General features: G+C 72.0%; 24 protein-coding genes. 11 read left to right on the top strand and 13 right to left on the bottom strand.

All coding sequences use genetic code 11. The features are described 5' to 3' along the window. Nucleotides 1–19: 19 nt before the first annotated feature. From RE421_RS15910 to RE421_RS15900, 3 genes are all read right to left on the bottom strand, one after another. The gene (locus tag RE421_RS15910) at nt 20–2,002 is read right to left on the bottom strand and encodes an alpha/beta hydrolase (protein ID WP_309812292.1); all 1,983 of its coding nucleotides are present in this window, start codon (nt 2,000–2,002) and stop codon (nt 20–22) included. A 10-nt stretch (nt 2,003–2,012) separates the two neighbouring features. Continuing rightward, nucleotides 2,013–2,351 (bottom strand): DUF6507 family protein, encoded by a 339-nt coding sequence (locus RE421_RS15905; protein WP_309812289.1) that lies wholly within the window; start codon nt 2,349–2,351, stop codon nt 2,013–2,015. An 80-nt stretch (nt 2,352–2,431) separates the two neighbouring features. After that, nucleotides 2,432–2,863, bottom strand: coding sequence for a PLD nuclease N-terminal domain-containing protein (locus RE421_RS15900; protein WP_309812286.1), 432 nt, complete (start codon nt 2,861–2,863; stop codon nt 2,432–2,434). Between the two features lie 97 nt (nt 2,864–2,960). Between RE421_RS15900 and RE421_RS15895 the strand changes: the two genes are divergently transcribed. After that, nucleotides 2,961–3,257 (top strand): DUF4229 domain-containing protein, encoded by a 297-nt coding sequence (locus RE421_RS15895; RefSeq protein ID WP_309812282.1) that lies wholly within the window; start codon nt 2,961–2,963, stop codon nt 3,255–3,257. Nucleotides 3,258–3,266: 9 nt separating this feature from the next. Here the strand turns inward: RE421_RS15895 and RE421_RS15890 are convergent, their stop codons facing one another. The 6 genes from RE421_RS15890 to RE421_RS15865 form a co-directional block, all read right to left on the bottom strand. Continuing rightward, nucleotides 3,267–4,136, bottom strand: a complete 870-nt coding sequence (locus RE421_RS15890) for a 1,4-dihydroxy-2-naphthoate polyprenyltransferase (RefSeq protein WP_309812279.1) — start codon at nt 4,134–4,136, stop codon at nt 3,267–3,269. Nucleotides 4,137–4,161: 25 nt separating this feature from the next. Continuing rightward, the gene (locus tag RE421_RS15885) at nt 4,162–5,361 is read right to left on the bottom strand and encodes an AMP-binding protein (protein ID WP_309812277.1); all 1,200 of its coding nucleotides are present in this window, start codon (nt 5,359–5,361) and stop codon (nt 4,162–4,164) included. Continuing rightward, nucleotides 5,358–5,777 carry a type II toxin-antitoxin system VapC family toxin gene (locus tag RE421_RS15880; RefSeq protein ID WP_309812272.1) on the bottom strand — a complete coding sequence of 140 codons (420 nt, stop codon included), beginning with the start codon at nt 5,775–5,777 and terminating at the stop codon, nt 5,358–5,360. Before RE421_RS15880 ends, RE421_RS15885 begins: the two co-directional genes overlap by 4 nt. After that, a complete protein-coding gene (locus RE421_RS15875; protein ID WP_309812269.1) occupies nt 5,774–6,010 on the bottom strand; it encodes a type II toxin-antitoxin system prevent-host-death family antitoxin in 237 nt (78 codons plus the stop codon). The genes RE421_RS15880 and RE421_RS15875 overlap by 4 nt, the downstream gene beginning before the upstream one ends. Before the next feature lie 64 nt (nt 6,011–6,074). Then, nucleotides 6,075–7,058 (bottom strand): 1,4-dihydroxy-2-naphthoyl-CoA synthase, encoded by a 984-nt coding sequence (locus RE421_RS15870; protein ID WP_309812266.1) that lies wholly within the window; start codon nt 7,056–7,058, stop codon nt 6,075–6,077. 58 nt (nt 7,059–7,116) lie between these two features. Then, entirely contained in the window at nt 7,117–8,775 is a 1,659-nt protein-coding gene (locus RE421_RS15865) for an MFS transporter (protein ID WP_309812264.1), read from the bottom strand. A gap of 243 nt (nt 8,776–9,018) precedes the next feature. Between RE421_RS15865 and RE421_RS15860 the strand changes: the two genes are divergently transcribed. The 4 genes from RE421_RS15860 (at nt 9,019) to RE421_RS15845 (ending at nt 14,525) form a co-directional block, all read left to right on the top strand. Further along, entirely contained in the window at nt 9,019–9,777 is a 759-nt protein-coding gene (locus RE421_RS15860) for a tyrosine-protein phosphatase (RefSeq protein WP_309812262.1), read from the top strand. Between the two features lie 121 nt (nt 9,778–9,898). Next, complete coding sequence (locus tag RE421_RS15855) at nt 9,899–10,531, top strand: PadR family transcriptional regulator (protein ID WP_309812259.1); 633 nt, start codon at nt 9,899–9,901, stop codon at nt 10,529–10,531. Nucleotides 10,532–10,581: 50 nt separating this feature from the next. Further along, a complete protein-coding gene (locus RE421_RS15850) occupies nt 10,582–11,319 on the top strand; it encodes an ABC transporter ATP-binding protein (RefSeq protein WP_309817480.1) in 738 nt (245 codons plus the stop codon). Beyond that, a complete protein-coding gene (locus RE421_RS15845) occupies nt 11,316–14,525 on the top strand; it encodes an FtsX-like permease family protein (protein WP_309812256.1) in 3,210 nt (1,069 codons plus the stop codon). Before RE421_RS15850 ends, RE421_RS15845 begins: the two co-directional genes overlap by 4 nt. A 25-nt stretch (nt 14,526–14,550) precedes the next feature. On the opposite strand, the gene RE421_RS15840 is transcribed toward RE421_RS15845, so the two are convergent. After that, a complete protein-coding gene (locus RE421_RS15840; protein WP_309812250.1) occupies nt 14,551–15,489 on the bottom strand; it encodes a LysR family transcriptional regulator in 939 nt (312 codons plus the stop codon). Between the two features lie 90 nt (nt 15,490–15,579). Here RE421_RS15840 and RE421_RS15835 point away from each other — a divergent pair, with 90 nt between their 5' ends. After that, nucleotides 15,580–16,542 (top strand): DMT family transporter, encoded by a 963-nt coding sequence (locus RE421_RS15835; protein ID WP_309812247.1) that lies wholly within the window; start codon nt 15,580–15,582, stop codon nt 16,540–16,542. Here the strand turns inward: RE421_RS15835 and RE421_RS15830 are convergent. Genes RE421_RS15830 through RE421_RS15820 form a run of 3 tightly spaced genes read right to left on the bottom strand, consistent with a single transcriptional unit; the run spans nt 16,497 to nt 21,013 of the window. Then, the gene (locus RE421_RS15830) at nt 16,497–18,782 is read right to left on the bottom strand and encodes a S9 family peptidase (protein WP_309812244.1); all 2,286 of its coding nucleotides are present in this window, start codon (nt 18,780–18,782) and stop codon (nt 16,497–16,499) included. The two genes, RE421_RS15835 and RE421_RS15830, sit on opposite strands and share 46 nt — an antisense overlap. A gap of 24 nt (nt 18,783–18,806) precedes the next feature. Beyond that, a complete protein-coding gene (locus RE421_RS15825; protein ID WP_309812238.1) occupies nt 18,807–19,550 on the bottom strand; it encodes a 3-hydroxyacyl-CoA dehydrogenase in 744 nt (247 codons plus the stop codon). Nucleotides 19,551–19,606: 56 nt separating this feature from the next. Further along, a complete protein-coding gene (locus tag RE421_RS15820; RefSeq protein ID WP_309817476.1) occupies nt 19,607–21,013 on the bottom strand; it encodes an NCS2 family permease in 1,407 nt (468 codons plus the stop codon). A 316-nt stretch (nt 21,014–21,329) separates the two neighbouring features. Between RE421_RS15820 and RE421_RS15815 the strand changes: the two genes are divergently transcribed. From RE421_RS15815 to RE421_RS15795, 5 genes are read left to right on the top strand one after another with little or no spacing between them, the layout of a single operon-like run. Next, the gene (locus tag RE421_RS15815; RefSeq protein WP_309812235.1) at nt 21,330–22,133 is read left to right on the top strand and encodes an ABC transporter ATP-binding protein; all 804 of its coding nucleotides are present in this window, start codon (nt 21,330–21,332) and stop codon (nt 22,131–22,133) included. After that, entirely contained in the window at nt 22,126–22,833 is a 708-nt protein-coding gene (locus RE421_RS15810) for an ABC transporter ATP-binding protein (protein WP_347920609.1), read from the top strand. Before RE421_RS15815 ends, RE421_RS15810 begins: the two co-directional genes overlap by 8 nt. Continuing rightward, nucleotides 22,833–23,714 (top strand): branched-chain amino acid ABC transporter permease, encoded by an 882-nt coding sequence (locus RE421_RS15805; RefSeq protein ID WP_309812228.1) that lies wholly within the window; start codon nt 22,833–22,835, stop codon nt 23,712–23,714. The genes RE421_RS15810 and RE421_RS15805 overlap by 1 nt, the downstream gene beginning before the upstream one ends. Further along, nucleotides 23,714–24,754, top strand: a complete 1,041-nt coding sequence (locus RE421_RS15800; protein ID WP_309812225.1) for a branched-chain amino acid ABC transporter permease — start codon at nt 23,714–23,716, stop codon at nt 24,752–24,754. The genes RE421_RS15805 and RE421_RS15800 overlap by 1 nt, the downstream gene beginning before the upstream one ends. Next, complete coding sequence (locus RE421_RS15795) at nt 24,751–26,028, top strand: ABC transporter substrate-binding protein (RefSeq protein ID WP_309812222.1); 1,278 nt, start codon at nt 24,751–24,753, stop codon at nt 26,026–26,028. Before RE421_RS15800 ends, RE421_RS15795 begins: the two co-directional genes overlap by 4 nt. Nucleotides 26,029–26,069 lie beyond the last annotated feature (41 nt).

Here is a 26,069-nt window from a genome sequence, read left to right as displayed (position 1 = left end):
TGAGCTGGTCGGCGGGTGGTCAGTCGGCATCGTGCAGGGATCCCACGGGGACCTGGGGGATGCCGTGCTGTCGGTAGTGTTCCAGATCCTGTTCCAGAGGGTAGGTGATGACGGGTTGAGTGGACCCCGGATAGGTATGGATCTCCGGTTCCAGATACGGGGAGACGTCCTCACCGTAGACCACGCCCTCGATGTTGCGGGCAGAGGTCGAGCCTCGCTCGAAGTAGTCGGTGTGACCCTCCATGATGCTGCCGTCGTCCTGGAGACCGGACTCCAGTCGTACCGCGCCCATCTGCTGAACCGGGTTGGAGCCTTCCCAGAAGGACCCACTCTGCGCGCCGCCTCCCAGTGCCTGGGCCCAGGAGATCGGATCGTCATTGGTCTGGATGAGGTACCGGTAGGCGTACTCGTTCTCGGTGTCCTCGGGTGAGGAGACCTCATGGCCGTTGCCCGCCGGGGCCACGTAGACGATGTTCGTGGAGTCCAGACCCTCGCGTTCGGCCGTTCCCAGCAGTGAGCCTCCCGCGCTGTGGCCCACGTAGGTGGTGGGGACGTCGCGGTGCCGGTCGGAGGCCATCTCGAGGTCCGCTGCGTGGTCGAAGGCGGCCAGCAGTGGGGCCCCTTCCTCGTTGTAGTGCGGCGTGGCGTTGTCCCGGACCAGGTCCTGGGGCAGAGGGGTTCCCTGCCAATAGATCGAGACCGTGCCGTCGGCGTCGTCCCCGTCCATGGCGTTCAGGGCGTCGTTGTAGTGGTCCACGCTGGCGATGGTGGTGTTCGTGCCCGGCACGAACGTCACGGCCCGCTGGGTGTCAGCGGAGGGTTCGCCGCGCATGGTGGCGATCTGACCGAGCCCGTCGGTGGAGACGAACACCGTGGAGTATCCCGGGGTCTCCGTCTTGTCCCGGGGGAAGTGGGGTTCGCCGTAGGCAGCCCATGCCTGGCCCAGCCCGTCCAGCACCGTCTCCAGGCGCTTCTCCTCGTCCTCCCACTGGCCGCGTTCGTACGCGTTGCCCGGAGCATGCTGTGGCCTGTTGTCCCGGTGCTCCGCCAGCCTCTCCGCCGTCTGCTCCCGGAGCCCGGCCACGGTGACGTGGTTGGTCTGTCCGCGGGTGGCCAGCGGGATGCCGTTGAGGTTGCCGATGACGCCCGGGAACAACAGCATCAGGCGCTCGCGCTCGTGGTCCTCGAGCCCCAGCCAGGCGTCCCGGATCCCGGCGACGCCCTCCTCGCTCAGCTGGGCGTCGTCCGCCATGGCCTCGGCCATGATGTCCTCCGCGGAGCCGGGGACGGGGTCCCCCGGGAAATCGTTCTCCGCCAGGGCCCGCGCCGCCTCCGGGTTGGCCTCCAGCCAGTCCCGCAGCTCGTCCTCGCTGAGCCCGCGCAGGTCCCGCCAGATGCTCTTCGGGTCGATCTCGCCGAACCTCTCGTCCAGCTCGCTGGTCATCCCCGCCCAGTCCAGGACGTCCGTGTCCGCGTCCCGGGCCGCGGTGACGGTCGGGAGGCCGTCCGTGGTGCCCAGGGCGATGGCCCCGATCGCCGACTCGAAGGTCTCCTGGGCGTTGTCCCAGTCGGTCTGCAGGGCGGTGGCCCGCTCGTTGAACGCCACGATGTCGGACCGGACCTCCTCCACCTCGGCCTCGTCCTCCGAGGACAGGGCGGCACTGCGGCGGGAGGACAGTCCCGGCTCGGCGCGGTCCAGGGACTCGCGTTCGGACTGCAGCGGCCGGCCCGTGGTGACGAAGTCGTCCACGGCGTCCTTCGCCGAGGAGAGGGCAGAGGCCCAGTCCTCCGCGTGGGGTGCCAGCGTGTCCAGCCCGGTCCACACCACGTCCTGGGTGCCGTCATGCCGGTACCACGTGCGGAACCCCCGCCACGAGGACGTGGCGTCCTCCATCGACTCCCTGGTGTTCTTGGACTCGGTCCTCAGGTCCGCGGCGGCGTCGCTGAGCGCGTCCCAGTCGGCCTCGACGGCCGGGTAGGTCTTCAGGGCGGGGAGCGTCATCGCCGGCCGGTCACCCCTCGTCCTCGGGAGCGACGATGTCCGCCATCGAGCCCACGGCCGCGTCAACCTGGTCCCTCATGGTCACGTCGGACTCGATGAAGGCGTCAGCGGCGTCGGCCACGCAGGAGGCCTGGTGCAGCAGGAGGTTCGCGATCCGCTCCCCGGTGTCCGCGCGCTCGGACCAGAAGGCGGCGAACGCCGCGCTGGCGGTCGAGGCCGTGCCGAAGGCACCGGAGAGGTCCTCGCCGGCCGTGCGGGCGGCCCGGGCGGCCGTGTCCAGGACCTGGCCGCCGCCGGCCACCCGGACCAGGGTGGAGTGGATGCCCTCGGGCTGGATGTCGTGTGCCACGCTCCTCACCCTGTCACGGGTGGTGATGGCGTGGCGATGGGGACCTCTCCCCATCGCCTACCCGGCTGGGAGGCGACCGATCAGGACTGGTCGGCGCCGCCGTCGGGCTTGGGGGTGTTGGGCCCGCCGGATCCCGGTGCGCCGTTGTCCTTGGGCTTCCGGGCCTCCCGGGCCTTCAGCTCGGCCTCGCGGCGGTCCAGCTCGGCCTGCCGGGACTGCTGCTTGCGCTGGACGTCGAGCTGGCGCAGGAAGGCCGCGTCGTCGTCGGGTGACTGCGGGCGCACTGGCCGCGCCGGTCCCGCCCCGGGGCCGCCGGCACCGGCAGCACCACGACGCCGGCCCAGGAACAGCCAGAGCAGGGCACCGATCAGCGGGACCAGGACGATCAGCACGATCCACACCGCCTTGGGCATGGCACGCACCTGGTGCCGCGGTGTCATCAGGGACTCGATGAGCGCGTAGATGATGATGCCGGCGGCGATGATGCCGAGGGGGATCAGGAATCGGGGCATGCAGACCATTCTACGGACGGGCCTCGCGCTGGCTAAACGGGCGGAGCCCTGGCTCAATGGGCCGGTTCCGAGCGGTAGACGGCGGTAGACTACCGTGGTGCGAGTCTTCAAGTATGCCGTGATCCGCCTGGCCGTCTTCTTCGTGGTCTGGGGCGCCTGCATGCTGCTGGGCCTCGGCTGGATCTTCTCCACGATCGCCGCCGCCGTGATCGCGCTCGCCGCCGGATACCTGTTCTTCAACGATCTGCGGACGGGGGCCGGCCGGGACGTGGCCAGCGCCTGGGAGGGCCGCGGCAAGGCCGAGCGCTTCAAGTCCGAACAAGCGGACGCGGACGCCGAGGACTCCTACACCGAGGGCCGGTACTTCGATCCGGGCGCCGAGGACACCAGGTAGCCCGAGCCGCTACAGCACCAGCCCGGCCGCGAACAGCACCGCGTAGACCAGGCCGAGGATTCCGGTCAGCTTCAGCACGGGGATGAGGTCCTTCCGGTCGGTGGAGCGCAGCATCGTGAGGGAGGGCTTCACGGCCGCCGCGGCGGTCAGCAGCACGAGCCACAGCCAGGGGTGCTGCCCGGTGAAGAGCAGCGGCAGTGCCACCGCCACGGCCAGCATCCCCACGTAGGACCAGCGCGCGGGGGTGTCCCCGAGGCGGGCGGCCAACGTCATCTTGCCGGTCTGGCGGTCGGTCGGGATGTCTCGGACGTTGTTGGACATCAGCAGGGCCGTGGAGACCAGCCCGCAGCCCACCGCCCCGGCCCACGCGGGCCCGGACAGCGCCAGCGCCTGGGTGTAGGTGGTGCCGAGCACCGCCACGAGCCCGAAGAAGATGAACACGAAGACCTCGCCCAGGCCCCTGTACCCGTACGGCTTCTTGCCGCCCGTGTAGTACCAGGCGGCCGCGATGGCCAGCCCGCCGACGGCGATCAGCCACCAGGTGCCGGCCCAGACCACCAGGGCCAGGCCGGCGAGGGCGCCGAGACCGAAGCAGGCGAACGCGGCGGCCTTGACGGTGCGGGCCGGAGCCGCCTTCGAGCCGGTCAGTCGCAGCGGGCCCACGCGGTCGTCGTCCGTGCCGCGGATGCCGTCGGAGTAGTCGTTGGAGTAGTTCACCCCGACCTGCAGGGCCAGGGCCACCAGCAGCGCCAGGAGCGCCCGGCCCAGGTGGAAGCCTCCCAGGGCATAGGCGGCGGCCGAGCCGATCAGCACGGGGGCGATCGCCATCGGCAGGGTGCGCAGGCGCGCGCCCTCGATCCACTGGGCGGCTGTGGCCATGGGTGGGGGTCCTTCCGGGACGTCGTCAGGGGGTGGGGGTGAAGCGGGAGAGCAGTGACTGCCGGTCGGTCTTGCCGTTCGGCAGCAGCGGCAGGGCGTCGAGCACGAGCCAGTCCTTGGGGACCGCGGCCGGTCCCAGCTCGGTCCGGACGGCGTCCCGGGCGGCGGCCTCGCTGAAGGGATGGCCCACGACGCCGGCCCCCGGCCCGAGCGCGACGGCGGCGCACACGCGCTGGCCCCACTCGTCGTCGGGCACCCCGCCGGCGAAGGCGGCGCGGACCCCGGGGAGGGACTCCAGGACCTGCTGGATCCGGGCGGCGGAGACCTTGACGCCGCCGGTGTTGAGGACGTCGTCCACGCGGCCGGTGACGGTGATGATCTGGGCACCGGGGCGATGCGGGTGCGGGGCCACGGTGCCGGTGTCCTCGGTCAGGAAGGACCCGGCGCCGGGGCCGGCGCCGAAGTGGGAGGCCGTGCGCTCCGGGTCGTCGAGGTAGCCGGCGGCCACCATCGGCCCGGCCAGACGCAGTCGCGGCAACTCCTCCCCGACGAGATCGGCGGTGACGCCGTCCAGGGGCACGCCGTCGTAGACGCAGCCGCCGCACGTCTCGCTCATCCCGTAGGTCAGGTGCAGGTTGATGCCCGCGTCCGCCGCCGCGGCGCGGAGGGCGTCCGGCACCCGGGCGCCGCCGACCAGCACCGCGTCGAAGGTGCGCAGCGCGGTCAGGCCGGGGCCGTCGTCGGGTGCGGTGGGGCCGAGCAGGCGGGCGAGCTGGGTGGGGACCAGGGAGACCGCCCGGAAGCCGGTGCCGCGCTCGAGCCGGTCGGTGGCCTCGGCGAAGGCCCTCGCGGTGAAGGGGCCCGGGGCCACGGGGACCGGGGCGGTGCCGGACCGGAGGGAGCGGGACAGCACGGCCAGTCCGGCCACGAACTGCAGGCCGACGGCCAGCAGCCACTGCCCCTCGCCGCCGATCCGCGCGGCCGTGGCGTCGGCGGAGGCCGCCAGGGCCTGACGGGTGAGCAGGGTCTGCTTGGGCGTCCCGGTGGATCCGGAGGTGCGGACCACCGCGACGACGTCGGCCGAGCCGCCACGCGCCGGATCCGTGGCCTCGGGGCGGTCGAGCACCCGGCCGTCAGCGGTGAGCTCCACCGGCGGCCCGGAGCCGTCCAGTGCGGCGGCCAGGGCGCGCTGGGCCCTCCCGAGCTGGGAGTCCGTGAGGCTCACGCCTGCTCCTTCGTCCAGACCCCACGCACCGTCAGCCCGTCGATGCCGTGGAAATCCTCAGGGTTGGCCGTGTAGACGGGTAGCCCGCGCGAGAGGGCCGTCGCCGCGATCAGGGCATCGTAGGCGCGTGCTGCCGGCTTCCGTCCCGCGGCGCGCAGGGACGCGACGACGGCGCCGAAGGCCCGGGCGGCCGGGGCGTCGAACGGAATCGGGTCGAAGTCCGCCTCGGCCAGTTGGAGGTGCGCCTGTCGCGCCGCGCGCTCCGCGTCCGAGCGGGCCACGAGCGGTCCCACGGACAGTTCGGCGACGGTGATCGCGGAGATGCCCGGCTCTGACGGCAGGGAGTCCGGGTCGAGGGAGGCCAGGTCGATCAGCGTGGAGGTGTCCAGGATGCCCTGCACGGAGGGGTGGGTCACGGCTGCGGATCGATCAGATCGTCGATGTCCCGCCGCAATGCGGACGAGTCGACCGCCGGCAGGTTCTGACGCCGAGCGATCAATTCCTCGACGCGTGAGGCACGGCGGGGGAGGGGACTGACGGTGGCCACGGCCTGACCGTCGCGGGTGACGGTCAGGGACTCTCCACGCTCCACCCGGCGCAGTACCTCGGCACTGCGATTGCGCAGGTCTCTGATGCTGACTCCGGCCATGGCGTCAGTGTATCACCGGTGATACGGCAGGGCAGGGGCGCGCAACGGTGAATGGCTGGCTGGATCAGAAGTAGTACGGGAAAGCCGACCAGTCCGGATCCCGCTTCTGCAGGAACGCGTCCCGGCCCTCGACGGCCTCATCCGTCATGTAGCCCATCCGCGTGGCCTCGCCGGCGAAGACCTGCTGACCGGCCATGCCGTCGTCCGCCATGTTGAAGGCGAACTTGAGCATCCGGATGGCCTGGGGGGACTGGCGATTGATGTCCGCGGCGTACTCCAGGGCGACCTCCTCGAGGCGCTCGTGGTCCACCGCCTCGTTGACGGCACCCATCTGCACCATCTGATCGGCGGAGTACTCGCGGCCGAGGAAGAAGATGGCGCGGGCGTTCTTCTGGCCGGCGTGACGGGCCAGCAGCTCGGAGCCGTAGCCGGCGTCGAAGGAGCCCACCGTGGCGTCGGTCTGCTTGAACTTGCCGTGCTGCTTCGAGGCGATGGTCAGGTCCGCCACCACGTGCAGGGAGTGCCCGCCGCCGGCGGCCCACCCGTTGACCACGGCGATGATCGGCTTGGGCGTGGTGCGCATCAGCCGCTGGACCTCGAGGATGTGCAGGCGGCCGGCGCGAGCCGGGTCCACGGTCTCCCCGGTGTCGCCGGAGGCGTAGCGGTAGCCGTCCCGCCCGCGGATGCGTTGGTCGCCGCCGGAGCAGAAGGAGTGGCCGCCGTCCTTGGGGGAGGGGCCGTTGCCGGTGAGCAGGATGCAGCCGACGTCCGTGGTCATGCGGGCGTGGTCCAGCGCCCGGAACAGCTCGTCCACCGTGCCGGGGCGGAAGGCGTTGCGGACCTCCGGGCGGTCGAAGGCGATGCGGACCGTGGGCAGGTCCTTCACGACCGCGCCGTCCGCGTCCCGCTCCACCTGGCGGTGGTAGGTCACGTCCTCGAAGTCGAAGCCCCGCACCACGCGCCAGCGCTGCGGGTCGAAGAGGTCGGAGACCTTCTCGGGGAGGGCGCTCGGGACGGCGGATGCGGGGGAGGTCTGCTCAGTGCTCACCCGGCCGAGTCTAGCCAGACCGATGCAGCCGCACCCCACACCTGAGTCTGGACCAGCGTCAGGCGACGGGCGCACCCACCCGGGCACCGTCGTCGGGATCCTCGGCATCGGCACCGGCACCGTCCATGGCCACGCCGCCGGCGCCGGTGGCCGCGGCCTCGCGGGCGTGATCGGCCAGGGCGAGCATCTCGGCCTCCTCCATGGAGCGCTGCTCGGGTTGGCGGCCCTGCTCGAGGGCCGTCTCGGCCGGAGAGCCGGGCACCACGGCGGAGCCGATGGACCCCGGGACCTCGGTTCCACGCAGGGAGGCCCCCGCCGTCTCCCGCATGAACCAGGCGCAGACCAGGCCCACGGCGCAGGCGCCCATCATGTAGTACGCCGGGAACCTCACGTCCCCGGTCACCCCGATGCCCCACTCGTTCACGAGGGCCGCGGTGCCACCGAAGATCGAGGTGGCGATGTTGTAGGTGATCGCGAAGCCGGAGAACCGGGCCTGGGTGGGGAACATTGCCGGGAACGTGGCGGTGATGGTGGACAGCTGTGGGATGTAGAGCAGGCCCAGTACGGCGAAGCCGAGGATCGCGAGTCCGAAGTTCATGCCCATCAGCATGAACATCGGGATGGCCAGCAGGATCAGCCCGCCCAGGGAGAAGAACCAGGACGGCTTGCGGCCGTGCCGGTCCGAGAGGCCGCCGGCCCAGGGCATGAGCGCCATCATGGCGAGCTCGCCGATGAGGATGATCGAGAGGCCGGCCGCCGCCGGCAGGCCGATCTGCTGTTCCAGGTAGGTCGGCATGTAGGACAGCAGCGTGTAGTTGACCACGTTGACGGAGATCACCAGGCCCGTCATGACCAGCATCGGCTTCCAGTGGTCCCTGAACACCTGGACCAATGACGGCGGCTCGACCGCCTCCGCGGTCGGCTCCAGGACCGCTGCGGTCTCGTCGGAGCCGTTCATCTCCTCGAACACGGGGGTGTCATCCAGCTTGGAGCGCAGGTAGAAGCCGATCAGTCCCATGGGCGCGGCCAGCAGGAAGGGCAGGCGCCAGCCCCACGCGGACATCTGCTCGGGCGAGAGCAGCAGCTCGAGCAGCAGCATGACGGCGGTGCCGAGGGCGAAGCCGCCCAGCGTGCCGAACTCGAGGAAGGAGCCGAAGAAGCCGCGCTTGCGGTCGGGGGCGTACTCGGACATGTAGGTGGCCGCGCCGCCGTACTCGCCGCCCGTGGAGAAGCCCTGGATCATGCGCAGCACGATCAGCAGCACCGGGGCCCACACGCCCACCTGGTCGAAGGAGGGCAGCACGCCGATGAGGAACGTGGCGCCGGACATCATGAGGATCGTCATGGCCAGGATGGTCTTGCGTCCGAGCCGGTCGCCCAGCGGGCCCCAGACCAGCCCGCCGAGGGGGCGGACCAGGAAGGAGATCGCGAAGGTGGCCAGGGTCAGCAGCATCCCCTGCTCGCCGGGGAAGAAGTGCTGGGTGATGTACGCCGTGGCCACGGCGTAGACGCCGTAGTCGTACCACTCGGTCGCGTTGCCGAGCGCCGAGGCCGCGGTGGCCTTGCGGATGGCGGCGGGCGGCGTCGCCTTCCGGGCCGCGCGGACGGGCCGGGAGAACCGGTTGCGGCGCCGCGGGGGCCGGGGCGACTGCCGTGAGGACCGCCGGGGTGAAGCCGGACTGGGGACAACCGAAGGATGGGACTCTGTTTCAGACACAGGCGATCTTCCTGGTGCGGTTCACCCCGTCAAGGGTGTTCCAGGCCCGATCGAGCGGTAGGCCCGGGTCGCCCGGCACGGGCGGCCCAGGGGCGCGGGACTCGGATCCGGTGTGGATGGCCCCCGGGATGCTGCATCGGTGGCCGACCTGGGATTGCAGACAATCGACCGTAGCGGAGCCGTGGTGGTGGCTGTCAACTCCGGTGAGATCGATCACGCCCCCGGCGTGGCAGGCTGGGGGACATGAGTGAGGTGCCGCAGAATCCTGACGCAGAGGTCCCCGTGGACTGGGAGGGGGCCGTCAACGCCCGCCACGTCCTCGGGTCCCTGTACCGCATGGGCCGCCAGGAGTGGCTGACCGAGACCGGCTGGCGGCAGCTGCGCCGTGACGGCGTCAGCACCGTCATCGACCTGCGCACCGCGGCCGAGCGGCGGCGCCGGCCCACGGACCCACCGCTCGGCGAGGGGGCGGCCGCCGGCGTCGAGATCCTGCACCGGCCGGTGGAGGACCCGGACCATGAGGGCTACGAGGACTACCTCGCGCCCGCGCTCGCCGACGGGGCGCCGTACCCGAACCACCCGCGCTACTACCCCTCGACCCTGCATCACTTCCCGGATCGGCTGGCCGAGGTGGTGCGCGCGGTGGCCGCGGCGCCCGCCGGGGTGGTCCTGCACTGCTCGGCGGGCCGGGACCGGACGGGCCTGGTGGTCACCGTGCTGCTGCTGCTCGCCGGACGCCGGGACCTGGTGGCCGCCCAGTACGACGCCGGCGCGCGCGGCATCAACGACTGGCACCGCATCAGCCCCGTGCCGCACCCGCACGAGCCGCACCTGGTGGGCGAGGACCTGGAGCGGTTCGTGGGCGCGCGGCTTGAGGCGCTCGAGTCGTTCGTGGACTCCCTGCCGGATGCCGCCGCGGTGGTCCGGCTGCTCACGGCCCACGGCGTGACCGAGGCCGAGCTCACGGCGGTCCGGGCGAAACTCGGCCTCGACGTTCCCTGACCCTCCACGGAGGAGGGTCTCCGTGGAGCCGGGGTCTTGACGCGACGCCTACCGGGTATGCATACTCAGTGTGCATACCCGGTAGGTCCGCCGGGGTCCCCACGGGTCCGGGAGGCCACCGATGTCCGTCAAGCACAGCCTGCTCGCCCTGCTGACCCAGGGCCCGCGTTACGGCTACCAGCTCCGCGCCGAGTTCGAGGAACGCACGGGCAGCACCTGGCCGCTCAACATCGGGCAGGTCTACACCACGCTGGATCGCCTCGAGCGGGACGGGCTGGTGGAGGACCTCGGCGACGACGGCGCCGGTCACCGCCACTACGCTCTCACCGACGCCGGCCGGGCCGAGGCCCGGGACTGGTTCGCCCAGCCCGCGCGGCCACAGAACCCGCCGCGCAACGAGCTGGCCATCAAGCTCGCCCTCGCCGTGACCACCCCCGGCGTGGACGTGGAACGGCTCATCCAGTCCCAGCGCACCGCCACCCTGCGGGCCCTGCAGGACTACACCCGCGCCAAGCGCGTGAGCGGAGACCCGGCCCCGGAGGGCACCGGCGCGGACCTGGCGGGACTACTTGTGCTGGAGTCGCTGGTCTTCGCGGCGGAGGCGGAGATCCGCTGGCTCGACCACTGTGAGGCCGCCGTCCTGCGGGCCGCCCGCACCGGCCAGCGGCCAGCTGCGCCACGCGAGGCCCGTCAGGTCGACCGCGAGAACCAGGGCCCGACGCCGGCCGCCTCCTCCCAGCGAAAGTCCCGGTGAGCGCCGTGGACGCACCCCACGAACCCCGGGTCCGCCCCGCCACCCACGGGATGCCCGCCCGGCAGATCCTCGAACTGGCCGCCGTCTCCAAGGTCTACGGGGACGGGACGACCACCGTCGCGGCCCTCCGCGAGGTGGACCTGATGGTCCATGCCGGCGAGTTCGTGGCCGTCATGGGCCCTTCCGGATCCGGAAAGTCCTCCCTGCTGGCTCTCGCCGGAGGCCTGGACTCGGCCACCGAGGGAGAGGTCTACGTCCGGGGCACCCCCCTGGGCCGGATCTCCCTGGCGGAGAAGGCTCGGCTGCGCCGTCGTGCCGTGGGCTACGTCTTCCAGGACTACAACCTCATCCCCACCCTGACCGCCGCCGAGAACGTGTCCCTGCCGCTCGAGCTGGACGGCGCCAAGCCGGCCAAGGCCCAGCGCCAGGCCAAGGATGCGCTGCGCCAGGTCGGCATCGAGGACCTCGCCGGGCGGTTCCTGGACGAGCTCTCCGGCGGCCAGCAGCAGCGCGTGGCCATCGCGCGGGCGATCGTCGGGGAGAAGGCCCTGATCCTCGCCGATGAACCCACCGGCGCCCTGGACTCCGTCACCGGCGAGGAGATCATGGCCGTGCTGCGCCGCCGGGCGGATGCCGGGGCCGGCGTCGTGCTGGTCACGCACGAGGCGCGGCATGCCGGCTGGGCGGACCGCGTGGTGTTCCTGCGGGACGGCCGCGTGGTGGACCAGGCCCGCGCCGAGACTGACCCGCACATCCTGCTCACCGACGCGGGGGGACCGGCCCGGTGAGCACCGAGGTGCGAGAGGCATCCCGTGACCTCCCCGGGGAACGGGACCGGGCCGACGTCGGGCCCCGGCCGGGTGCTGCGGCCGGCTCCCGGCGTTCCGCCGCCCGCATGGCCGCGCGTGACCTGCGCCGCCATCCCTGGCGCACCGTGCTCATCCTGCTGCTGGTCGGCCTGCCCGTCTTCGCGGTGGCCTTCGGCTCGGTGCTGATCGCCTCCACTGACCTGCCGAGCCCGGCCGAGCAGCGTGAGCGGTGGCTCTGGGGCTATGACGGCTATCTCGCCGAGGGACTCTTCGATCAGGGCAGTCTCCAGTCGCCGAGCGATCCCCACTCCGCGGTGGGGACGCGGGATGCCGCCGTGGATCTCGCGGCCCTGGATGCCGCCGCGGAGGAATGGACCGTCTGCCCGGGCGGCGGCTCCTGTTCCGTGCGGGAGGCCGTCCCCGCCGGCACGGAGGCGACCGTGCTGACCTCCGCACCGGGGACCCTGGACGTGCCCGGAGCGACGCTGGACGTGCGGGTGGTCGTGACCGATCTCGCGGACGGCCGGCTGGTGGGGGAGGGCGGCCGGTTCCAGCTCCTCGAGGGGGCCCTGCCCGAGGAGGGCCAGGTCCTGGCCAGCCGGGGACTGCTCGAGGAACTGGAGTCCGCCAACGAGCGGGCCACGGTGCGCGGACTTGAGCCCCGCCCCGTGGACCGCGTGGAACTCCGGGTGCCCGACGGCGGCAGCGCCGGGCTGGCCGTCAGCGGGACCCTGCTGGACCGGGTGGACCTGTATCCCGACGTACTGGCCCTGTTCCGGCCGATGGACCTCTGGGAACCGGTGGTCTACGTCCAGGCCGGCAGTGACGCCGCCCGGACCCTGGCCGAGGGCGGCTTCGGTGCCGGGGCGGACGTCACCGCCTACCTGAGCGGGGCCGTCCCGGACGACTATTCCGCCTACCTGGCCTACAACCGGGCCGGATACTCCGTGCTCTTCCGGCCGGTCGCCGCAGACCCCGGTCCGGTGGGTGAGGCCTTCGAGGATTCCGCCTCGGGTGCCTCTGCCTGGTGGCTCTTCCTGCCCCTCGTGCTGGTGGGCGCCCTGGCCCTGGCGGAGGCGGGCCTGCTGGCCGGCGCCGCCTTCGCGGTGGGCGCACGCCAGCAACGGCGGTCCACGGCCCTGTTGTCCGTGACGGGGGCCGAGCCGGCCACCCTGCGCCAGACCATGGTGTTCTCCGGCCTGTGGTGCGGCCTGGTCGGTGCCCTCGGCGGGGCCACCCTGGGCGTCGCCGGCGGCCTGGCCGTCGTGTGGGCCGCCCAGGCCCGGCACGTCCCCGTCTACGGTCCCCACGTGCCCTGGTGGCCCGTGGTGGCCGCCGCGGTGCTGGGACTTCTCTGCGCCGTCGTCGCCGCCTGGATTCCCGCCCGGGCCGTGGCCGGACAGGACGCGTGGGCGGCCATCAAGGGCGCCACCGGGGAGCGCCGGCCCGTGAGCCGCGCCGTGCTGATGACCGGGCTGGTGCTGGTGGGGTTCGGGCTGCTGACGGCCGCCGGGGCGATCGGCGCGGGGATGCTCCTGCCGACCGTCAAGGCACTGATGGCTGCGGTCCCCTGGCTGGCGCTGCTGCTGGTGGGTTCCGCCCTGGGCCTGCTGGTCGGGGTGCTGATGCTGCTGCCGGGGACGGTCACGGGGCTGGCACGGCTGGCCGGCCGGCTGCCGGTGGCCCTGCGGATGGCCGCGCGGGACGCGCACCGCAACCGCTCCCGCACCGTCCCGGTGGCCGCAGCCGTGGTGGCCGCGACCGCCGTGGGGACGGCGGTGCTGACGGCCACGGCGCTGGGCGACGTGAACCAGGGCGGGAGCTACCGCTTCGGGTCCCCGACCCCGGACACCGGGTACCTCTGGGTGCAGGATGAGGCCGCGATCGAGCAGATGCTGGAGCAGGAGGCGTTCTACACCGAGGACGGCGCGGCGCCGTCGGCCGAGGAGGTGGGGGTGTTCACGGGCGGGGCGGACGGAGCCAGGGATCTGCTGGAATCGGCCACGGCCACCCCGGGGGCGCCACGGATCACGGGAGCATGGGAGGCCTTTCACCCCCGGCCCTCCTGCGCCGTGCAGGGTGCGTCCGACTGCCTCGAGCTGTTGCCGCTCTACCCGGAGAGCTCGGCCTGTCATCTGCCGGTCCCCGAGGGGGCCACGGTGGAGGACCGGCGTGAGGCGGTGGACGAGGCGGTCCTGTCCATGACCCGCGCCGAGGGAGCGGTCTGCGAGGTCGGCGGTGGAACCGGGGGGAACGAGCTGTATGCCGATGCCCTGTCCACCCTCATGGTGGTGGACCCGCTGAGACCCCAGACGATGCCGCTGCCCCTGCTCGGCGGGGACGAAGGCCTCGTCCAGGCGCTGGAGTCCGGGCGGGCGGTCGTCTTCGACCCCGAGTACCTGGACGATGCGGGCCGGTTCACGATGGGCGAGTTCACCACCGACGTGGACCAGGTGCCGGGGCTCCGCTGGGGAGAGGACGAGCTGGCGTGGAGGGAGCAGCTGGAGGCCGACGGGGACCCGTTGGCCGGCCAGCGGGGCATGAGTCCCGCCCAGGGCCGGAACATGATGTGGGAGCCGGAGCAGGTGCTCACCCTCGACGCGGTGCGGGCGCGGGACGTGGAGGGGGACCAGCCGATCGCCATCATCCCGGTCTCCGCGCTGGCCGGAACGGACCAGTCCATGGCGCTCGACGGTGTGCTGGCCCGGTTCGCCGAGCCCGTCACCAGGGACCAGATGACGCTGCTCAACGACATCCTGACCGGCGAGGACCTCTGGATCTCCTCGATGGCGCAGGGCGAGGGCGACCGGTTCCCGGTCCAGTGGCTGATCACCGGGCTGGTGGCCCTGCTCGTGGTCTCCGTGGCCGGCCTGACCACGGGTCTGGCGCTGGCCGACGCCCGGCGGGACCAGGCGGTGCTGTCCTCCGTGGGCGCCCCGCCCGGGACCCGGAAGTCCATGGCGGCCGCCCAGACCTTCACGGGAGCCCTGCTCGGCACCGTGCTGGGGGTGCCTGTGGGGGCGATCGCGGTGATGGGGATCGGGCTGATCCAGTTCTACTCGGCCGAGTGGATCCCCTGGACGCAGCTGGCGGTCCTGGTGCTGGGCGTTCCGCTGCTGGCCGCGGCCGTGACCTGGCTCGTGGTGCCCGGTCGGCTGCCGGTGCGCGAGGCCGACCGCGGCTGACCCCCGCCGGCGTGGCGTGGCCCCGTCACGTCGTGCCCGGTGCCAGGGTCCACTCCGGCTCCTCGACGCTCATGTGCGCCACGGCTTCGGCGAAGGCCGCCCGGCAGGCCACGACGGCGGGATGCCGGGTCCGCCCGGATCTCACCTGGGTGGAGAGCCGGCGGAAGGGAGAGCCGGGCAGGCCGACGCGGCGGATGCCGGCGAGGTGCCTCGGGCCCAGCAGGGCCGGGAGGAAGGCCAGGGCGTGGCCCGTCCGGGCCAGGTCGGCCTGCAGCAGCGGGTTGAAGGTGTCCACGCGCACCCACGGTTCGAAGCCGGCCTGCCGGCACACCGCCCGGCTCCAGGCGCCCGTGCTGGTCAGCTCGGGGTCCAGCGTCCAGGGAGCGTCGGCCAGATCGGCCAGCGACGCCGGCCGCTCCGACCACGGGCCGGTCAGGGGCAGCCCCAGGTACAGCGGGTCACGCAGCAGCTCCACGCTGTCCACGCCGTCCCGCCGGGGCTCCTCCCGGCCGGGGTACTCCTCGCTGATGATGAGGTCGAACTCGTGGGCCAGCAGCCCCTGGTAGGCGCCCTCCACCTCCCGCTGGATGAGGTTGACCCGCAGTTCGGGGTGGTCCCGCGCCAGGGCGTCCAGGGCCACCGGTGCCACCGTGAGCACCGCGCTCTGGAAGGCGGCCACGGTGATCTCGCCGCGGACCACGGGCTGGGCGGCCGCCAGTTCCGCCTCCGCCACCTCGAGCTGGGCGAGGATTCGCTCGGTGTGCGCCACGAGCCGCTGCGCGGCCGGGGTGAGCCGTACCCCGCGGCCGACCGGCTCGAGCAGTGCGGTGCCCGTCTCCCGCTCGAGCAGCTTGAGCTGCTGGGACACGGCGGAGGGCGTGAAGTTCAGGGTCCGGGCGGCGGCCGCGAGTGAGCCGCCGCGGTGGACCTCGTGCAGCAGGCGGAGCCGGGGCAGGGACAGCATGGCCCGGAGCCTACAGTTAAGTCCGGCTCATGGATACAGCGTAGAAACAGTTGCTGGACTGTACGGTGAACCGCGGCGAGCATGGAGGGCGTGACCCCCTCGACCAACCCCCTGCCCGGCATCGCGCCCGGCATCGCGCCCGGCACCGAGCCTGCCGCCCAGCGGAACCTGCTGGCCGGCGTCGGGCTGGTGATCGGTGCCTGCATCTCCCTGCAGTTCGGGGCGGCCGTGGCCGTCCAGCTGTTCCCGCAGCTGGGCTCCTGGGGGGTGACGGCGCTGCGGCTGGGCCTGGCCGCCGTCATCCTGCTGCTCATCGGCAGGCCGAGGCTCCGGTCCTGGACCCGCCGGCAGTGGACGGCGGTGGTGCTCTTCGGGGCCTCGATGGGGTGCATGAACGGCAGCTTCTACGCGTCCATCGAGAGGATCCCCCTCGGGGCGGCCGTCTCCATCGAATTCCTCGGCCCGCTGGTGCTCGCCGCCGTCCTGGCCCGCCGCTGGCTGGACGGGCTCTGGGTGGCGATCGCCCTGGCGGGGATGGGCCTGCTGGGACTGGACAGCGCGCTGGGGGAGTCCCTGGACCCCGTGGGCGTGGCCCTGGCCCTGGTGGCCGGCGTGTTCTGGGCGGGATACGTCCTGACCAGCGCCCGGGTGGGCCGGCTGGTGCCGGGGGCGGGCGGACTGGCCGTCGCCCTGGTGGTGGCCACCCTCGTGGTGGCGCCGCTCGGTGCCCCCGGCGCGGTGGGCGCCCTCGGCGACCCGGTGCTGCTCGGGATGGCCCTGGTCACGGCGCTGCTGGCCTCGCTCGTGCCGTACACCCTGGAGCTGTCCGCCCTGCGCCGGGTGCCGGCGCCCGTCTTCAGCATCCTGCTCAGCCTGGAACCCGCCTTCGCGGCCCTGTTCGGCTGGATCCTGCTGGGCCAGGACTCGGGGCTGCTGCGCAACCTCGCCATCGTGCTGGTCATCATCGCCAGCGCGGGCGTGACCCTGGCCGAGCGCCGGCCGGCGGGTCAGCGGCGGTCGGCGGCCCCCAGCGCGGTCAGCAGGAACGCGTAGTCCCACGCGCGGTCCTCCCAGGCCCGGTAGCGGCCGGAGGCCCCGCCGTGGCCGCCGTCCATCTCGGTCTTCAGCACGATCGGCGCCCCGCCCGCGGTCAGCGGGGCCGACTGGTCCGAGGTGACGGTCCGGCGCAGCTCCTGGACCCACTTGGCCGGCTCCACGTACAGCACGCGGGTGTCATTCAGGGAGGTCACGGCGGCCACCGCGGGGTAGTCCACGGCCCGCACGTTCTCGTAGGGGGTGTACTCCTGCATGTACCGGTAGACCTCGGGGTCCTCGATCGGGTTGCCCCACTCCTCCCACTCGAGGGCGGAGAGCGGCAGGTCCGGGTCCAGGATGGAGGTCAGCGCGTCCACGAACGGCACCTGCGCCACGCAGGCGCGGTACAGCTCCGGGGCCAGGTTCAGCACCCCGCCCATCAGCAGCCCGCCGGCGGAGCCGCCCATCGCCGCGATCCGGTCCGGATCCACCCAGCCGGACTGCGCCACGAAGCGGGTGGCGTCCACGAAGTCGGTGAACGAGTTCTTCTTGGCCAGCTTCTTGCCGTCGTCGTACCAGCCGCGGCCCAGCTCGCCGCCGCCGCGCACGTGCGCCACCACGTAGACCACACCCCGGTCCAGCAGGGACAGCCGCGCCACGGACAGCCCCGGGTCCATGGACATCTCGTAGCTGCCGTAGCCGTAGACCACACAGGGGTTGGAGCCGTCCCACTCGGTCTCCCGCCGGCGGATGACGGTCAGCGGGATGGCCACCCTGCGGTCGGTCGATTCCGCCGGCGCCCACCAGCGCTCCACCAGGTACTGGTCCGGGTCGTAGCCGGGCACCTCGACCTGCCGGCGCAGGTGCAGCGCGCCGCGGGCCACGTCGTAGTCCAGGACCTGGGACGGCGTGACCCAGGAGGAGTAGGCCAGGCGCAGGAACGGCGACTCGAACGGCGCCCCGGCCAGCTCGCAGGAGTACAGCTCCTCGCCGAAGTCCGGCTCCACCGGGTCGGCCTGGTCCCCGGTCCCGAGGCCGGCCAGCGGCAGGATCAGCGTGCGCGGGGTGGTCTCGCGGCGCACCCCGAGGGCCAGGTGCGTGGCGGTGACGGCGGCGCCGTCCACCTTCACGGTGTCCGAGTGCCCGACGACGGTGCGCCAGAAGCGCGGATCCGTCACCGTCTCGCGGGCGGCGAGCGAGACCATGTTGTTCGGGGCCGGCGTGGGGGCGTTCTCCTCGTCCTCCGCGGTGAAGTCCTTGTTGTGCACGATCACGTAGTGACGCTGTCCGTCCAGGGTGACCGGGTCCACGCCGTGCAGCAGGCCCAGGTCCCGGGAGACCAGCATCCGCAGCTCGCCCAGCGGCTCGTCCACGGTCTCCGGTAGGTCCAGGGCGAGGGTCTCGGCGACCTCGGAGTTGCCCACGGAGACCAGCAGCTCGGTGCGGTCGGCGGAGAGCCCGAAGCCGGACCACATCCCCGGGTCGTCCTCCTGGAACAGCAGCCGGTCCTCCTCCACGGAGGTCCCGAGGGTGTGGGCGAGGATCCGGTAGGGCCGCCACGAGTCGTCCGGGACGGTGTAGAACACCCGCGTCCCGGTGGCATCGAACACGATCCCGTAGGAGACGTCGGGGATCTCGTCCGCCAGCTCCTGGCCGGTGCGCAAGTCCCGGAGGCGCAGGGTGAAGCGCTCGTCGCCGGCGTGGTCCACGGCGTAGGCCATGAGGTTCCCGTCCCGGGAGACGGCCAGCCCGCCGAGGGAGAAGAAGGGCTGGCCCTCGGCCTCGGCGTTGCCGTCCAGGATGACCTGCTCGCCGTCCACGGGCACGCCCGGCTCGATGACCGGCGGCGTCCAGTCGGCGAGCCGGTCACCGGTGTCGGCGGCCCTGACCCGGCACTGGACCGTGTACTGCTGGCCCTCCTCGGTGCGCGAGAAGTACCACCAGCCGTCCTTGCGGGCCGGCACCGAGAGGTCCGTCTCCACCGTGTGGGCCTTGATCTCGGCGAAGATGGCCTTCCGCAGCGGGTCCTGGTCCGCCGTGACGGCGTCCGTGTAGGCGTTCTCGGCGGTCAGGTGCGCGATGACCTCGTCCGAGCCCTTGTCCCGCAGCCAGTCGAAGTCGTCTGAGTAGGTGTGCCCGTGGTGTTCGCGGGCCACGGGCCGCGCCTCGGCCACCGGGGGTGTGGTGACCGGGGGCTGGGAGCCGTCGGCCGGCGTCGTGGTGTCCGTGCTGGTCTGCTGGGAGCTCGCGGAAGTCATACCGGCCATTCAACAGCACCTGTCCTATCTCGGGGCCATGCGGATCGCGCCGTCCAGGCGGATGACCTCGCCGTTGAGCATCCGGTTGGTCACGAGGTGCATCACGAGGTCGGCGTACTCCTGGGGCTGGCCCAGCCGGGAGGGGAAGGGGACCTGCTCGCCGAGCGAGGCCTGGGCCGCCTCCGGCAGTCCCGCCATCATCGGGGTCCAGAAGATCCCGGGGGCGATCGTCATCACCCGGATGCCGTGACGCGCCAGCTCGCGCGCGATCGGCAGGGTCATCGCGGCCACGCCGCCCTTGGAGGCCGAGTACGCCGCCTGGCCGATCTGGCCGTCGAAGGCCGCCACGGACGCGGTGTTGACGATGATCCCGCGCTCGCCATCCTCGCCCGGCTCGTTCTGCGCCATGGCCTCGGAGGCCAGCCGGATGACATTGAAGGTGCCCACGAGGTTGATCTGCACGGTCCGGGCGAAGGACTCCAGCTCATGGGGCCCGGTCTTGCCCAGCACCTTCTCGGCGGTCGCGATTCCGGCGCAGTTCACGACGCCGGCCAGCGGCCCGCCCTGCTGGCCCGCCACCTGAACGGCGTGGGCCACCTGCGCCGGGTCGGTCACATCGGTCTCCACGAGCACGGCGCCGTCCGGGGGCGTGCCCTTCAGGTCGGCGGCGACGACGTGCGCCCCGCGGTCGAGCAGGGCGGTGGCGGTGGCGGCGCCGAGGCCGGAGGCCCCTCCGGTGACGAGGAAGGTGCGGTCGGTGAACTCCATGGTGCTCCTGTGGTCTGACGGGATGGTGACGCCCCGTGACGGGCGTCACCAGCAGGCTACAGTCCCAGCAGTCCCCGGAAGACGCCCATGCCGAAGTACAGCACGAAGGCGGCGGCCACCACCCACAGCAGCGGGTGCACGTCCTTGGCCCGACCCTGGGCCGTGCGGATCACGGCGTAAGCGATCATGCCGGCACCGATGCCGTTGGCGATCGAATAGGTGAACGGCATGAGGATGAAGGTCAGGAAGGCCGGCAGCGCGGCTCCCCAGTCCGTCCAGTCGATCTGCACCACCTGGGTGGCCATCATGAAGCCCACCACCACGAGCGCCGGGGCCACCGCCTCGAACGGGACCAGGTAGATCAGCGGGGTCAGGAACATGGCCACCAGGAACAGCACGCCAGTCACCACGGAGGCGAAGCCGGTGCGGGCGCCCTCGCCGATGCCCGTGCCGGACTCCACGAAGATCTGGTTTGCGGAGCCGGAGGCCCCGCCGCCGGCGGAGACGGCCAGGGCGTCCACCATGAGGACCCGGTTCAGGTGCGGGATCTGCCCGTCCTTCGTGACGTTGCCGGCCTCTCGCGCCAGGCCCACGGAGGTGCCCATGGCATCGAAGAACACGGAGAGCAGGACCACGAACACCAGCAGGACGGCCATCAGCGGCCCCACCTGGGTGAAGGCGGCGAAGAGGTCGGCCTGGCCCACGAGGGACAGGTCCGGGGCGGTCCAGTCCGGGAAGGACGGGGCCACGAGGGACCAGCCGGTGGGGTTGGCGTTGCCCTCGGCGTCCACGGCGGGGCCGATGTGGAAGACGGCCTCCAGGATGTTGGCGAGCACGGTGGCGGCCACGATGCCGATGAGGATGGCCCCGCGGGTCTTGCGGACCACGAGCACGGCGGTCACCAGCAGTCCGACGATGAACACCAGCACGGGCCAGCCCTCCAGGTCGCCGCCGGTGCCCAGGCCGACGGGCACGGTGGTCCCCGCCGCGTCCGGCACGCGGCGGATGAAGCCGGAGTTGACCAGGCCGATCAGGGCGATGAACAGGCCGATGCCCACCACGATGCCGGTCTTCAGGGCATCCGGGACGGCGTTGAACACCGCCTGCCGGAAGCCGGTGACCACGAGGAGGGCCATGACGAGCCCGGCCAGGACCACCAGGCCCATCATGGCCGGCCAGGTCAGGCCAGCCGTGGTCGCCACCGTGATGGCCACCAGGGCGTTGACGCCCAGCCCGGCGGCCAGGGCGAAGGGATGGCGGGCCCAGACGCCCATGGCGATGGTCGAGACGCCGGCCACGAGCGCGGTGACCGCGGCCACCCGGGTGATGCCGAGGGTGTCCCCCTGGGCATCGGCACCCGAGAGGACGAGCGGGTTGAGCACGATGATGTAGCTCATGGCCAGGAACGTGGCCAGCCCGCCGCGGATCTCCCGGCCCACCGTGGAGCCGCGCCGGGAGATCATGAAGAAGCGGTCCAGGCCGTTGCGCGGCTCGGGGGTCCCGGCGGAGTTCAGGGTGTCCAGGGGGGCGCGGTCCGTCGAGGGGTGATCGGGCGAAGGCATGGGGACATGCTAACGGCGGGGCGATACGGACCGGCGGCCGTGGACAACGAATCGGGCACGACCGCATCGATTGCCACCAAAATTGTTGCCAATCTCACAGCGGACGCCTACGATCCAAGCCAGACGCTGTTGTGACCCGGATCACCCCCTCCCGGCACGGCCCGTCTGATCCCGGCTCGACCGCCGGGCCGACTCGCACCGGAAGAACAGTGGGCAGATGGCAGCACGTTTGACGTTGACGGATGTCAACCTCCGCTTCGGCGGCGTGACCGTGTTGAAAGACGTCGGCTTCGCCGTGGAACCCGGGACGGTCCTCGGGCTGGTCGGCCCCAACGGCGCGGGCAAGACCTCGCTGTTCAACTGCATCTCCGGGCACTACCGGCCCAGCTCGGGGTCCATCCGGATCGACGACGCCGAGATCAGCCAGACCCGGCCGGCGGGCATGTCCCGCCACGGCCTCGCCCGGACCTTCCAGCACCCCGCGCTGCAGCTGGAGTCCACCGTCCTGGACAACGTGCTCCTGGGCGGCCACACGCGCCTGCCCGGCGGGCCGGCCCAGTGGGCGCTGCACCTGCCGCCGATGGTCCGCAGCGAGCGCGCGCTGAGGGCCGAGGCCCTGGGCCGGCTGGACGAGCTGGGCCTGGGCTGGGCGGCGCACCGCGGCGCGGATGAGCTCTCCCACGGCCTGCACAAGGGCGTCGAGCTCTGCCGGGCCCTGATGGCCCGCCCCCAGGTGCTGCTGCTGGACGAGCCCGCCGCCGGGCTGTCCCACGGCGAGGTCGACTCCTTCATCCAGACCATCCACGGCCTCAAGGCCGCCGGTCAGATCACCCTCGTGATCGTGGAGCACCACATGGGCGTGATCTCCGCGCTGGCTGACCGCGTGGTGGTGCTGGACCACGGCAGCAAGCTCATGGAGGGCACCGCGGCGGAGGCCCAGTCCGATCCCCGGGTGATCGAGGCGTACCTGGGCAAGGACGGCAAGGACAGCGACGGAGGAGCCGGCGATGACGCTGCTTGAGATCACCGACCTGACGGCGCACTACGGCCCCGTCCAGGTCCTGCACGGAGTCTCCCTGACCGTCCCGGAGCAGGGCGCCGTGGGAATCCTCGGGGCGAACGGCGCCGGGAAGACCACCACGCTGCGCGCCATCAGCGGCGCGGTGCGGGCCGCCGGGAGCATCCGCTTCGAGGGCCGGGACATCCGGGGCCGCAAGCCGCACGAGGTGGCCGCCCTGGGCATCGCCCACGTGCCGGAGGGACGCGGGACCCTGGGCAACCTCACGGTCAAGGAGAACCTGCACGTGGGGGCCTACCTGCGCAAGGACCGCGCCGGGATCCAGGCGGACATCGAGCACCTGCTGCAGCTGTTCCCCAACCTGCAGGAGCGCTATACCGCGAACGCCTCGGCCCTGTCCGGAGGCGAGCAGCAGATGCTGGCCGTGGGCCGGGCGTACATGGCCCGCCCGAAGCTCCTGCTGCTGGATGAGGCCTCGCTCGGGCTGGCCCCCAGCACCGCGAAGACCGTCTATGACGCGATCCGGGTGCTGCGCGAGGAGACCGGCGTGGCCATGTTGCTCGTGGAGCAGAACGCCAACCTCGCCTTCACGATCGTGGACACCGCCACCGTCCTGGAGACGGGGCGCAGCGTCCTCAGCGGCACCTCGGCGGAACTCAAGGGTCGCGACGAGATCCGCAAGGCCTACCTGGGAGGGTCATGATGGGAACCTTGCTCCAACTGGTGGTGGACGGCCTGGCCCTGGGCTCGGTCTACGGCGCGATCGCGCTGGCGATCGTCCTGGTGAACCAGTCCACCGGCATGATCAACTTCGCCCAGGGCGGCATGGCCGTGCTCTCGGCCTACCTCGCGTTCACCTTCCTCGGGCTCGGGGTGCCCCTGATCCTGGCCATCGTCCTGTCCGTGGCCGCCTCCTTCGTCCTCGGGGCGGTGATCGAACGCTTCATCATGCGCCGGTTCATGGGCGGGGCGGAGGATACCCAGGTGGTGGTCACCGTCGGACTGCTGACGTTGCTCACCGGCATCTGCGGGTGGCTGTGGTCCTACAACAACCTGCAGTTCCCGTCCCTGTTCCCGTCCTCGGCCTTCACCGTCCTGGGGGCGGCGATCAGCTGGCGCTCGTTCGGCACCTTCCTGGTGATCGCCGGGATCATGGTCCTGCTGCAGCTGCTGTTCCAGCGGACCAAGCTGGGCCTGGCGCTGCGCGCCGTGGCGGACAACCGGCAGTCCGCCTCCTTCGCGGGACTTCCGGTCGGGCGGCTGCTCATGGTCGGCTGGGGGCTGGCCGCCGCGCTCGGGGCGGTCGCCGGCGCCCTCGTGGCACCGCGGCTGTCCCTGACCCCCGGCATGCTGGACACCACCCTCGTCTACGCGCTGGCCGCCGTCATCCTTGGCGGGATCACCAGCCCCGTCGGGGTGGTCGTCGCCGCCTGGCTGATCGGCGTCCTGGAGAACCTGGCCGCCGTCTACGTGCCGATCATCGGCCACGACCTGAAGATCGCCGTGCCGTTCATCCTGCTGTTCGTGGTGCTGCTGCTGCGGCCCCAGGGACTCTTCGGCCGCAAGACCGTGGTGCGGGTCTGATGGGCGCGCAGCAGACCGGACTGCTCCGGAAGCCCTGGTTCCAGCTCACCCTGGCCCTCGTGGTGGTGGCCGCCCTCGTGGTGGCCCCGCTGCTGCTGCCCATCCCGGTCAACCAGACCCTGGCCAGGATCGGCGTCTTCGCCGTGGCCGTCCTCGGCCTGAACGTCATCATGGGCTACACAGGCCAGGTCTCCCTGGGGCAGATCTTCTTCCTCGGCCTGGGCGCCTACGTGACCGCGTACGGCGTGAACAGCGGGTGGAACATCGTGCTCGTGTTCGTGGCCACGGTGCTCATCTGCGGCGTGGCCGGACTGGTGGTGGCCCTGGCCGCCGCCCGGCTCGGCGGACTGGCCATCGCGATGGTCACCATCGCCCTGCCGATCATCGGCGTCCCCCTGGCCAAGCGGCTCAGCGAGTTCACCGGCGGCTCGCAGGGCACCTCCGCCCGGTTCACCTCCGCCCCGGACTGGAGCGGGCTGGCCGATGACCAGTGGCAGTACTACCTGGTCCTGGCCATCGGCGGGGTGACCTTCCTGCTGGTGCACAACCTGGTCCGCGGCAAGTACGGACGGGCCTTCCGGATCGTCAAGGAGAACGAGGCCGTGGCCGGCGCCATGGGCATCTCGCCCTACCGCTACAAGGTCCTGGCCTTCACGATCGCCTCGATGGTGGGCGGCGTCAGCGGGTTCCTCTACATGGTGGTGGTCCAGTACACCTCCCCGGAGACCCTCGCCTTCCACCACTCCATCAGCCTGCTGGCCTCCATGGTGGTCGGCGGTGCCGGCAGCATCATCGGCTCGCTGCTCGGCGGCGTCTACTACGTGCTGGTCCCCAACTTCACCAACGAGGTGGCACCCACCCTGACCTCCCTCATCCAGGGCGCGATCCTGCTGCTGGTCCTGTTCGTCCTGCCGGGCGGCATCGCCAGCCTGCCGCGGGCCCTGCGCCGCTGGACCCGCCGCTCCGGCTCCACCCCCACCCCCGGCTCCACCCCCGCACCTGCACCAGGCGCACCATCAGAGAAGGAAGTCTCGCCATGACACCTCGACCCATGAACCTCCAGAAGAGGATCCTCAGCGCCGTCGCCCTGAGCGCCGCGGCCGCCCTGGCCCTGTCCGGGTGCGGTCGCTCGGACGGCGGCGGGGGAGGCGGTGAGGGCTCAGAGGGCGTGAGCGCCAGCCCCGGCATCACGGACGAGACCCTCACCCTCGGCGTCACCACCCCGCTCAGCGGCGGCACCGCCGGCCCGGGCACCTGCACGGTGGCCGGACTCGCCGCGTACATGGGCGCGGCCAACGAGGCCGGCGGCATCGAGTTCGGGGACGGCAAGACCCGCACGGTGGAGATCGAGGCGTTCGACGACACCTACGATCCGCAGAAGGCCCTGTCCAACTTCCAGCAGAACAACGGCAACGTCTTCGCCTTCACCTCCGGGCTGGGCACGCCCACCAACCGCGCCTACCGCGAGGCCGCGATCGACTCCGAGGTCCCGCAGGTGCTCGTGCAGACCGGCGACCCGATCTTCAGCGATCGCGAGGAGAGCCCCTGGCAGCTCGGGTTCGTGCCGATCTACCAGAACGAGGGCGAGGCCTTCGGCGAGCTGCTGGCCGGAACGGACGAGGACCTCACGGTGGCCATCCTGTCCCAGAACGATGACTACGGCGAGGGCTACGTGGAGGGCTTCAAGGAGGCGATCGCCGGCTCCGAGAACATCGAGGTGGTCTCCGAGCTGACCTACGAGGCCACGGACACCTCGGTGGACGCCCAGCTCACCGAGCTGGCCGGCAGCGAGGCGGACGTGTTCTTCAACGCCATGTCCATCACCCCGCTGGTCATCTCCGCGATCGAGAAGAGCCGCGAGCTGGGCTGGTCCCCGAGCTGGTTCCTGCCCTCGAACACCTCCAGCCCGGTCGCCATCCTCGATCCCGCCGGGGCGGACGCCGAGGACGGCTTCTACTCGGTGTCCTTCGCCAAGGCCCCGCAGAGCCCGGCCTACGCCGAGGACGAGGACGTCGTGGCCTTCCTGGAGAACCTCGAGCAGTACGCCGCCGAGTACACCACCACCCCGGACTTCCCGCACTGCATGTGGAGCTACATGGTCGGGGCCACTCTCGAGGAGGCCTTCACGACCATGACCGAGCCCACCCGGGAGAACTTCATGGAGGCACTGCGTAGCATTGAGGACCTGCAGGCACCGCTGATGCTGGAGGGCACCTCGGTCAACACCACCGAGGACGGCCAGCCGGCCGTCTCCACGGTGGTGGTGCAGAAGTACAACGGCGCCGGCTACGAGACCGCGGAGTCCTTCGAGTAACCCTCACGCCGCGGAGCCACCCGACCCCAGCGAAAGGCCAC

The sequence above is a fragment of the Citricoccus sp. I39-566 genome (genome assembly GCF_031432995.1).
GTDB lineage: Bacteria > Actinomycetota > Actinomycetes > Actinomycetales > Micrococcaceae > Citricoccus > Citricoccus nitrophenolicus_A.
The sequence above is the reverse complement of the archived record's forward strand: the minus strand, read 5'-3'. Positions and strand labels throughout refer to the sequence as shown.

Excerpts from the sequence above, each read along its gene's own strand:
- RE421_RS15910 (WP_309812292.1), bottom strand. The coding sequence starts at position 2,002 with ATGACGCTCCCCGCCCTGAAGACCTACCCGGCCGTCGAGGCCGACTGG.
- RE421_RS15900 (WP_309812286.1), bottom strand. The coding sequence starts at position 2,863 with ATGCCCCGATTCCTGATCCCCCTCGGCATCATCGCCGCCGGCATCATC.
- RE421_RS15890 (WP_309812279.1), bottom strand. The coding sequence starts at position 4,136 with ATGGCCACAGCCGCCCAGTGGATCGAGGGCGCGCGCCTGCGCACCCTG.
- RE421_RS15875 (WP_309812269.1), bottom strand. The coding sequence starts at position 6,010 with ATGGCCGGAGTCAGCATCAGAGACCTGCGCAATCGCAGTGCCGAGGTA.
- RE421_RS15860 (WP_309812262.1), top strand. The coding sequence starts at position 9,019 with ATGAGTGAGGTGCCGCAGAATCCTGACGCAGAGGTCCCCGTGGACTGG.
- RE421_RS15855 (WP_309812259.1), top strand. The coding sequence starts at position 9,899 with ATGTCCGTCAAGCACAGCCTGCTCGCCCTGCTGACCCAGGGCCCGCGT.
- RE421_RS15850 (WP_309817480.1), top strand. The coding sequence starts at position 10,582 with ATGCCCGCCCGGCAGATCCTCGAACTGGCCGCCGTCTCCAAGGTCTAC.
- RE421_RS15840 (WP_309812250.1), bottom strand. The coding sequence starts at position 15,489 with ATGCTGTCCCTGCCCCGGCTCCGCCTGCTGCACGAGGTCCACCGCGGC.
- RE421_RS15830 (WP_309812244.1), bottom strand. The coding sequence starts at position 18,782 with ATGACTTCCGCGAGCTCCCAGCAGACCAGCACGGACACCACGACGCCG.
- RE421_RS15825 (WP_309812238.1), bottom strand. The coding sequence starts at position 19,550 with ATGGAGTTCACCGACCGCACCTTCCTCGTCACCGGAGGGGCCTCCGGC.
- RE421_RS15820 (WP_309817476.1), bottom strand. The coding sequence starts at position 21,013 with ATGATCTCCCGGCGCGGCTCCACGGTGGGCCGGGAGATCCGCGGCGGG.
- RE421_RS15815 (WP_309812235.1), top strand. The coding sequence starts at position 21,330 with ATGGCAGCACGTTTGACGTTGACGGATGTCAACCTCCGCTTCGGCGGC.
- RE421_RS15805 (WP_309812228.1), top strand. The coding sequence starts at position 22,833 with ATGGGAACCTTGCTCCAACTGGTGGTGGACGGCCTGGCCCTGGGCTCG.
- RE421_RS15800 (WP_309812225.1), top strand. The coding sequence starts at position 23,714 with ATGGGCGCGCAGCAGACCGGACTGCTCCGGAAGCCCTGGTTCCAGCTC.
- RE421_RS15795 (WP_309812222.1), top strand. The coding sequence starts at position 24,751 with ATGACACCTCGACCCATGAACCTCCAGAAGAGGATCCTCAGCGCCGTC.